The sequence below is a fragment of the Mesorhizobium sp. M7A.F.Ca.CA.001.10.2.1 genome (genome assembly GCF_003998575.1).
In the GTDB taxonomy this organism is placed as follows: domain Bacteria; phylum Pseudomonadota; class Alphaproteobacteria; order Rhizobiales; family Rhizobiaceae; genus Mesorhizobium.
In genome coordinates, this window is record NZ_RZQY01000941.1 from 1 (window position 1) to 1,714 (window position 1,714).

Below are 1,714 nucleotides of genomic sequence, written 5' to 3' on the forward strand. Positions count from 1 at the left end.
CTCCAGTATAGCGAGGCAACGAGCCTCCGATGGCGCCAACATGTCAGGTGAAAGTGGCCGCATGCGTTAAGTGATGTTAAGTTTTGTTGCGCAATCGTGGTTTCATCTTGCCGTATGAGAAAGCCGTAGCGACGATCTGCCGTGGGACGTCTCGCGATCGGGGAACAGAACTGTTTCAATCCCGGCCAGAACAGTTCTAATGTCTGCGCTGGAGCAATGTGGGCGGTGTATGGGGAACACAAACGACGACGACGAGCGGAGTTTCTTCTCCGAAGCGCCGATGCGGCCTGCGGCGAAAGCCAAGGCGACGCTCGACGAAAAGCCGCATTACCTCGGTCACCGCGACCGACTGCGCGAGCGTTTTGCCCTGGCGGGTCCGGACGCCCTGCCCGATTACGAACTTCTGGAACTTCTGCTTTTTCGCCTGATCCCTCGTGCCGACACCAAACCGGCGGCCAAGGCGCTGCTGGCGCGCTTCGGCACGCTGGCCGAAGTGCTCGGGGCGCCGGTTGGCCTCTTGCAGGAAGTCAAGGGCATTGGCCCTGCGGTGGCGCTCGATCTCAAGATCGTCGCGGCAACCGCGCAGCGCATGGCGCGCGGAGAGGTGCAGGGTCGCGAAGTCCTCTCGTCCTGGACACAGCTTCTTGCCTATTGCCGGTCGGTCATGGCCTTCGAGGCGCGCGAGCAGTTCCGCATCCTGTTCCTCGACAAGAAGAACGCGCTGATCGCCGACGAGGTTCAGCAGACAGGCACCGTCGACCATACGCCCGTCTACCCGCGCGAGGTGGTCAGGCGCGCCCTCGAACTCTCGGCCACCGCCATCATCCTAGTCCACAATCACCCGTCGGGCGACCCCACACCCTCACGAGCCGATATCGAAATGACGAAGGAGATCATCGAGGCGGGCAAGCGGCTGGGCATCGCGGTGCACGACCACATCATCGTCGGGCGGAAGGGATATGCCAGCATGAAGGGCCTGTTGCTGATCTGACGGGCCGGGGGCATGCCAAGACCGTCCGATCAGGCCCGGGCGATCGAATGAAGGGCAGGAAATTCGCCTGCACAATCTTTTACCAAAAAATTTGAAAATTGTTCAATCTTGGAAAGAGGGCCCAAGGTCCGCTCTATCTCTGGATTAAACTTCCAATCGAGAGGAATTCTCTCTTGATTTTTAGAAGACAATTCCGTTGAGGCATCGCATTTTCGCTGCTACCGTTTTGAAACGCTTCAATTGGAACTCCGCCATTGCAACGCAAGCGCCCGACCATAGCGGATGTCGCACGAACCGCCGGTGTCTCCATCGGCACGGTTTCGAATTTCATCAATGGAACGGCAAGCCTGAAGGAAGGCACGCGCGACCGCATCGAGAAGGCGGTTGCCGCGCTGATGTATCGGCCGAGCTCCTTTGCGCGCTCACTGCCGGGCCGCGCGCCACACAGGCCAAAGAACCTCGATCACCTGCCAAGACTTCTGGTCGCCGGTAGGGTGAGTGTCGACTTCCTGTGCCGCGTCGACGTGCTGCCGCATCGCGACGACCGGATCACCGCCAGCCACATCGACAAGGCGCTGGGTGGCCCCGCAGCCAATCTCGCGGTTGCCGCCGCCGGCATCGGAGCACCCTACGCGCTGGACGTTGAGCTGGCGACAGCGGTCGGCCAGGATCCAGAGAGCGATTGGGCGCTCGGCGCGCTTTCGAAACTGAGTGTCCACGCCT

The 1,714-nt window shown here is 60.9% G+C and carries 2 protein-coding genes; both read left to right on the forward strand.

Annotated features, from left to right (window positions below; all coding sequences use genetic code 11):
- Positions 1-229 precede the first annotated feature (229 nt).
- The gene (radC, locus tag EN964_RS33730; RefSeq protein ID WP_127272228.1) at positions 230-991 is read left to right on the forward strand and encodes a DNA repair protein RadC; all 762 of its coding nucleotides are present in this window, start codon (positions 230-232) and stop codon (positions 989-991) included.
- A 254-nt stretch (positions 992-1,245) separates the two neighbouring features.
- A partial coding sequence (locus tag EN964_RS33735) for a PfkB family carbohydrate kinase (protein ID WP_127277388.1) occupies positions 1,246-1,714 on the forward strand: 469 nt, incomplete at its 3' end.